The following is a 7,950-nucleotide window of genomic DNA, read 5'->3' as shown; positions in this document are numbered from 1 at the left end:
GTCAGGCATATGGATTCAGGGATAATTGGTACTTCAAGCTCCGATTATATTTTATTCACGAATCCATCCCGGCATTTCCCGGATGAATCATTTTTTTCTATCCCGGCTTTGCGCAACCTGGTGGAAAGCAATGCAGCCGGTTTTCCAAAATGGCCTATGCGTTTTTCCAGGTTATTTTTATGCAAACGCAGATCATCGTCGGATATCAACTTCAGTTCCGGCAAAGATGTCCCGGCATTATCAGATTTCATTTTTTCTTTTATTACTTTTGAAATGGTTGAATATGGAATATTTCCTTTCAAATCTCTCGTAAGCATATAACGCGTTTTGGCATCGCCCGTAGACCTTGTCAATTGTTGAAAAGCCTGCCATTTCAAATCCAATAATTGCTCTGAGCGAAGATGAGAAAGACAAAGCCTGAAGTTTTTGTCTTTGGAATCATCATGACGGCGGCGGCTGCTGGTGTCGTCTTTTTTCATGCTGTCTATGCATTTTTGTATTTCGTTACGGACGTCCTTTCCGTTTTCAGCAACAGAAGCCTTTAGAAACGATCTGTCGATTAAAAAATCAGGATTTTCATCCAGAGAATCGAAATACTTTTGCCTGGTTTCACGTGTTCCGCATCGCAAGGTGTAAAGAAAGTTTAAATTCCCATGATAGAATTTTTGACCTTTTGCGGGAAATTTTACAAAAGCGTCAAAACCAGGACGATCCAGACCTGTGGCGATCAGAAGGAGACACTTTCTGTATTTATCATCTATGCTTATGTTTTCAATAAGCATATTAAAATAAGGATCGGGAGAAGGGGCATGCGCCAATACAGACGCAATTCTGTAGTCATATGAACTGTAACCGTTCTCATATGCCCAATTTAGAAATGCTTCCTTATTTACCTGTAGCGATTGACAGAGCAAACCGGGCAATGTCGGTGAGCCCAGAATATTGTTGGTGCCGGCAATATAATTCAGGCGGGAGCCTGTCTTGGGGAACTCAGAGAAGACCTGATTTAACTGTTTTTGAATATCCGGCGGTTCAGTAATGAACAATTGTTTTAAATAAGCCTCGACCGGCCTTCGTCTACCGTCACAAGCCAGCGCCATTTGGAACAATTCAAGAGGGATCCCGGATATATCGCTATATTCTGAGGAAAGAAGAAGCGATTTGGCAAAATTAACTTTTTCCGGATCTGAAGAACGGAGATAACGCCTTATCAGCTCAACAGCCGCCGGATCCCCCAAAGCCAGCCCTGCCATCAAAACAGAGCCTTTTCTCCTCTTGTCAGGCAGGTCATAATGAATATTTTTTGATTTAAAACGCTTTTCTGGTAAAGGATCGCAAAATCTTATCAGCAGCGGCGCCAGGGTTGGCTCCGAAGCTCCTTTTTCCGGTTCTTTCATCAGCCAGTCCAAGACTGCCTCGTTGGCGTATCTGGCAAGCATATGCCCTGCATTGGTTTGCAGGACCATCAGCAAATAACTGGTTGCTCTCAGATCCTCATCGGCGGCGGTTAATAAGCCGGCAAACAGTTTTTCCAAATAAGGGTCAGGATGATCAGCGGCTTTTTGGATTAAATTTTCAATTATTGTTGGATGTTCATTCTCATTCGTCGGGTGTTGCTGAACTGCCGTGGCAGGATTTTGGGACAGAAACAGCACCTGAACCATTAAAATCAGAACCCCAGCCTTACAATATTGCATACCGCCTCCAGATCATCTATCTTCGTTTAACGATCCTTTGTACTGCAAACGTCTCGTCATCGTTCGTTTCGCGCGATTGGCCTGGAATGCTATCTTATAAATGATACGGCCCACCTGTCTCCCGCCTTGTTCATATGAACTTTAATGTAATGATCTTTAAGATTTTCTTTTTTTAATAGCAATGGGATAGTCAATTTTGGTTTATTGGCGATGATTTTCTCATACATTTTCTTGTCAATCATATGATAGGCGATTGAAGGGTCATAACCCGCAAAATAATTGTGTTGAAACAGGAACATTTCTTTGATTTCATTCTGATTGACGTTTCGGTTTCTGGTTTCCATGTACGCAATGTATTCATCAAACCTGTTGTCCCGTATCAGTTTCATTGCTTTTAACGCATCCTGAACAGAGGGGTGCGCGCGGATTTGTTTTCTTTGCCTCTTGTCGAGGTACTGTGGGGTAAGCTCTGGCCCTTCGCATTTGGCTTGTGCCTGGCGGTTTTCTTTGGCTATCTTGCTCAGGGCTTTGAACTGTTTTTTATCTATAATAGTATCCGGCACCACAAAGGATTTTGCGCTATAGTTGCCTGTAAAGCTGTCAATCTTTTGACCGGTTATGGTTGCAACATAGTCAATGGTGTCGAATAGATCCCTGCTGGCACAATAATAACTGCCCTGGCATTCGCAGTTGGACTTCAATTGGTAGGTGAAGTTCCACATGGGAAAATGAAATATGGGGATATCCTGTTTGATGTTACCCTTGATTTTACTTTTTGAATGAGTGCTCGATACCAGCAAAGCTTTAATATCCTTTGCTCCCGCCCCCCCGATGACCCAGTTAACGGGATGAGCGGAAGCCAGAATCAGAAATACGGGCTTGCCGGCGTTTTTGATGTCCAGGGTTATTGCATTATCGCCGCTTTTGCTCCTGTATACACCCACGTATGCGGTATGAACCTTCCTGGGTAATATGTTTCCCAATTGTTCTCTCAGTTCTTCATAGGCGAGCAACGTCTGAGGTTCGGTTAAGGAAAAAGAAAAACCGTAGGTATGCCAATTATTAACGTGCTCGATTTCAACCTTATGCAAACCTTTTTGCAATGAAATCGTTTTGCCGTTGACCACTTTGTCATCAATCAGCACCCTGGTGGCAGAGTGACCGGAATCAATATTGATTTCCATCTCCTCTTCTTTTTCCAGATTGATATTGCCAATCCAGAAAGCACCGAAATTTTCGGGAATTATCCCATGATCATCTACACTGGCTGTTCCGGTACTGTTTCTCTTTGTGCTTGTGCTGCTTATCGAGACATCCTCTACAATACCGCTGAATTTTGGCAGCCCGGAATTGAAGATATCAAAATAGTAGGCCCTGAAGGCACCGGTTGGGATATCTTCTGTTGCTCCAAGGGGTTCAGCCCAGGATTTTCGTTGAACTTCAGGTTTAATCGGTCTGGTCTGTGTGAATTCTGAGGAGCTGTTCGAATCAATAAATTTTGTTGTAACCGGATTAAAAACAATATCAATTTTATCCGGATATTCAATAAATATATTATAATCCGGTGATACATCAGCAAAACCGATCTGTCGGTATTTTTCCCGCTCAAGTACAATTCCGGGTACGGCGACTGTATCGGTTTCTCTTACTCCACTGAAACCCGCCGGCAATTTTCCGGTCAGGGCAAGAATTTGCAGGGCAGCGCTTTTGAAGGTATTGTCTATGTTTCTTTTTCCGCGCACAGGAATGAACTGAGCCGTTTTGGCCAAATTGAAGAAATGGTAGACAGGTACATGCGAAGGGAGGTTTTTAATGGATCCGGCGCTGTTTTTCGCAGAGGTTACAACTGCAGCCAGTCTGTCAGTGTCGCTGTTTCTGAAATCCCAGACAACCTGTTGATTTGAAGTTAAAAACAGTACAACCGGTTTGCCCAAATCATGCAGGCGGATATCCACTCTGCGATCCGGTGATTTACTTTTCTCTACCCCACAATAGATCGAATCAAAATTACCCAACCTTCTCAGAAGGGTTGCCAGTTGGTCATATTTCAGGTCTTTGGCATTATCTGTGATCGAAACATCGAATTTTGCGGGCCTGGAATCTTCTTCGGGGTATGCCACAAACATAACCTCGTGTCTGCCCGGCTTAAACGTATACTGATAAACGTTTTCACGGGAATTTTTCCCACGCCAGACCGACTTGCCGTCTATTATCAGTTCGGCCCTTACTCCCTTGTGCGAAATTTTAAATGATTTATCCGTTGTTTTCGAGACATCAACGTATCCTTTCCAGGTACCTTTGATAAAAGCTCCATCAAGGGAAGGTTCTTTTACAATCCGGGTTCTGGTAACCGGATTATTCTGCTGTTGAACAACCAGGGATTCAACAAACGAGTTCACCGCATATTTGTCAGTCCGGCCGGGACCGGGGCTTTCCGAAGTGCTTATTGAATCGTTTCTTTTGGGGGCATCTTTGGCCCTGGCCTGGAAAAAATCGGGTATAATAATGCTGCTGAAACCGTATTCAGTAAACGCATAGTCGGCATTTTTCCCGATAAATGCCTGAATATCATAAGAACTCTTATGCGCATTTTTACTCGCCGGTAATTGATAAACAGGGGCAGGGGAGGTGATTGCAACTGTGCTTCCCGGTGAACGCCCCCGGAGAGCAATTCCGACTATTTTTGCATTCTGAGGATTGTTGATCACCCAGTTAACGGCCCGGAAGCTATTTAAAAAAATAAAAATCGGTTCCGGGGATCCGGGAAGTGTAACCAGAATTTCGTTGTAATTCTCTCCGGGATTCCTCGAACTCGCTTCATAGGCCCCCAGGTAGATGCTTTTCGTCGAGTTAAAATCAATACCTTTGAAGACCTCAACGGCTGTAGACTTGTCCAGTTTTTGATAATCAGTGAAGGAAACGTTGAAAGAAGTTGTGTGCCAATGGTTATGTAATTCAATTCTTATTTTGTTATCGCCCTTGTTCAGGCTGAACTGGACTATTTTGGAAACGTCGTTCCATTTTTCCAATAGCTTGTCATTGAGGTAAAAGGACACATCACTTTTTGAGACATCAAAATGGGCTTTGACCGATTGTCCTTCGCTGTCAGCACTGATAACCCCCTCCCAAACGCCATAGAAATTGTAGGAATTTATTCCGTTAAAGTCAGAATAGCTGAAATTTATGGAAGGTCTCTTGACCGACTCTGTGAACTGGAGCTTGGAGACCACATCTTTTATTGTGCCGTCGTTTTTCCTGCCGGGATTTCTCCCGTCATTTTCGGTATAATAGTGTGCTTTAAAGGAACTGATTCTTACATCTTTCTGATTATCAGAAAGTGCATTTGCCGGAGACATAAAACTGGCAGCAATGATAAATATAAAGACTGAGATTATTGAGAGCCTGCCTGAAAAGCAAGCAGGAAAATACTTGCGGCTTTTAGTCATGATTTCCTCGTGTGTTATAGTGAAAAATCAGTTATTTTGTAAAATTTCGATAAGGAAAAAGATTGAAGAGAAACAAAGCAGCATTGAGTTTTCCGCTGGGTGGATTGTCGTGTTCATTTGACGCCTGATGAATTGCCGCCGCAAGCGAAGCCCAAGGTGGTCAATCTGATGGGGTTGTTAACTTTTTGACTAGACTTAACTGCCATATCTTTTCTGCCTTTGCACCTAAAAACCAAAAGCTAAGTGCCAAGAGTGCAAAAAATATTGCTTTATGCGTGCCTTCCCAAAAGTACTCAAAAAACCTTGTATACAGGTTTATAAAGATAAAAGTTAAACCGAACCCTCTTGTCATTCCGTCATCATATTTCACACCATGATAAATGGCTCCAATTGACGCTGCCGCGAAGAGTATTGACCAATGGAACAACTCGATTTGTTTTGCTCTATACCATATTTCAGAATCGCTGTAATTGCCGAAAATTGACATGATCCAAAGCGCAACAAATAAGTAAAGCAACCCAACTGCTCTTGTTATCCTTAGGAATTCGCTTTTATCTTTCCAGCGATGAAACAGATATGAACCACAGAAGATTAGGACTAAACCGAACAGTACAAATCGTAAGGGGTAGTTCATGCCAAGATAGTACGCTCCCCAGCCAGAGGCGTAACCTGTTTCAGCTCCAAACCAGCTGCCCAGGGACAGCAATGAAAAAAGCCAGACTAATTTTGATGGAAACCAAAGACCCAAAAACCCATAAATAAATGCAGCCAGCAGCAATAAAAGGGAAAAATGACCGGACCCTGTATCCATTGCTTTTCCTAAAAATGCAATGGCAGCTGCAGTAGCAGCTGCCCCCAGAAACAATATTGCTTCATTGCTGTAAACGTTATCCGGGTGCTGGCGTCTTCTTCGAATACCGAGCAAGTACAGGCCTCCTGAAAACAAGGCAAAGCCAATGCTCTTTACAGAATCAGGCGCACGAAACAGTTTCTTGAATAACGCAATAAGCCATTGGTCAGCTATGGCGGACGATATGGAGATAACAATACAACAAATTGCCATCCAAAATGAGTATTTCGCTACTCGATTCCAATCAAATGAAGTTACTTCATAAGAATTTTTAAGCTTCCGGGATTCCGCTTCAGAAATTAACTCAGTTTCGCGCCAGTTTTGAATTGCGTCCCTAAGAATACGTCCTTCTTTTTTCGATACATACATCAATTGCAATCCCTTGTAAATTTAACGCTTTTGTTAACAGCAGTGCTTGCCGAAAGGGTCAAATCATTCACATTATCCCTTAGCTGAAAGTTTTACAGTTCCATCAATTGATGGAACTGTAAAACTTTCAGCTATGCAAAAGAATGCTTATTTTTGGGGATTGGTTTCAGGCGCTTAATCTGTTTTGCTTCAGGGCTGTTCATTGCATGCCAAAGGTTCCAATCCTGTTGCAAGCTCAGCCAGAAAATTGAGTTTCCCCGTCGCCTTTCAAGCTTTCCAATCGATTTCCTGAAGGCACTTTCAGTTCTTTGATCTCCCGAAGCCGCTTGATTTGATCCAACTTTCGGCGGGCAACCGGCCAAATAGATCGAGGGCAGCATCTTCGAGCAGCAAAAAATGCATATAGGCCTGCTCACCTGCCGGTGTGCGGCGGAAGCCAAACACCGGCAGGTGAGCAGGAAGGTTATGTGATAGTGTAGTGCCACTTCTTAGAGCCTTTGAATCAAATATATATAAACAGGCATACGGCTTACATTTTTGACTTCTTCTACCAGAGGCAATAATTCCCATTTTTTGGGGCTGTCTATTAACGGAGAGAGGTATATAACTCCCTTACCGCAAGATTCGGCCGGTGCCTCCCCAAGCAAATCTTTAAGAGATTGATAGTGTTCAGGAGATAATCCTTCTCCAATAACAAAATTGGCAGTAATTTCTATATTTTCATAATTTGTATTTATGTTCAGCATTTTTTTGAAAGCTTCTTCAACTCTGGATTTACTCAATGGTTTTCCAAGTAATTTCAAAGTCTGGGGATCTACAGATTCGAGACCAATGTTAATATAGGTATAAAACGGGAGATGGTTAATCTCTTCAAACAATTGATCTTTTGTTTTAATCAGGGAATCCACGCTTCCAAACAAGAAGAGCAGGGGGTTCTCAGAATATAATTCAAAATCGAGGTCTTCATAGGCTTTGGTTGCCGCAAAAGCGATAATTTCGTCATCTGCCGCAAGTGCATCATGATTTCCAAGGAACAGGGAATGATAGTTTTCAAGATTGCGGCCATAAAATGCCTTCAAATGACGAATTTGTTCGATAATATCCGTTTCAGGCCGGGTCTGAAATTGCTGTTCTGATTTGACACAGCAAAATTTACAATGAAAAAGACAGCCGTCTGCAATATTGAGGGGGATGATTTCGTAATCAACATGCCGAGTATCAGGAGGCAGTACCGAAATCCGTCCGCCTGTGATGAAATTCAGTTTTTGGGCACGTTCATGCAAGACCTTGTCATTGTTATCCAATATGCTGCCTATCAGCTCCCTGGCTTTGGAATGAAATCTGTTTTTGGGTGCCATATACAGATCTGCATATAATTGCGACCATGCTCCAAGTGCATTCATTACTGCCGGATTTGAAAAATAATCAATTTTCCAGACAGTGTTGCTCTGATATGGAAAACAAGGCAAATAATATTCACCAAGCCAGGAAATAAGATTCATCCGGGAAATGCCGGGATGGATTCGTGAATAAAATATAATCGGAGCTTGAAGTACCAATTATCCCTGAATCCATATGCCTGACGTTT

At 42.6% G+C, this 7,950-nt stretch carries 4 protein-coding genes; all 4 read right to left on the bottom strand.

Going from position 1 to position 7,950, the window contains the following annotated elements; translation table 11 throughout:
* Positions 1-44: 44 nt before the first annotated feature.
* Complete coding sequence (locus HNR65_RS17710; protein WP_181552868.1) at positions 45-1,697, bottom strand: hypothetical protein; 1,653 nt, start codon at positions 1,695-1,697, stop codon at positions 45-47.
* An 89-nt stretch (positions 1,698-1,786) separates the two neighbouring features.
* Positions 1,787-5,143 (bottom strand): hypothetical protein, encoded by a 3,357-nt coding sequence (locus HNR65_RS17705; protein ID WP_181552867.1) that lies wholly within the window; start codon positions 5,141-5,143, stop codon positions 1,787-1,789.
* A gap of 160 nt (positions 5,144-5,303) precedes the next feature.
* Positions 5,304-6,362 (bottom strand): DUF2157 domain-containing protein, encoded by a 1,059-nt coding sequence (locus HNR65_RS17700; RefSeq protein ID WP_181552866.1) that lies wholly within the window; start codon positions 6,360-6,362, stop codon positions 5,304-5,306.
* Between the two features lie 488 nt (positions 6,363-6,850).
* A complete protein-coding gene (locus tag HNR65_RS17695; RefSeq protein WP_181552865.1) occupies positions 6,851-7,864 on the bottom strand; it encodes a radical SAM protein in 1,014 nt (337 codons plus the stop codon).
* Positions 7,865-7,950 lie beyond the last annotated feature (86 nt).

Source organism: Desulfosalsimonas propionicica, from assembly GCF_013761005.1.
In the GTDB taxonomy this organism is placed as follows: domain Bacteria; phylum Desulfobacterota; class Desulfobacteria; order Desulfobacterales; family Desulfosalsimonadaceae; genus Desulfosalsimonas; species Desulfosalsimonas propionicica.
This window is presented reverse-complemented; position numbering and strand designations above follow the sequence as displayed.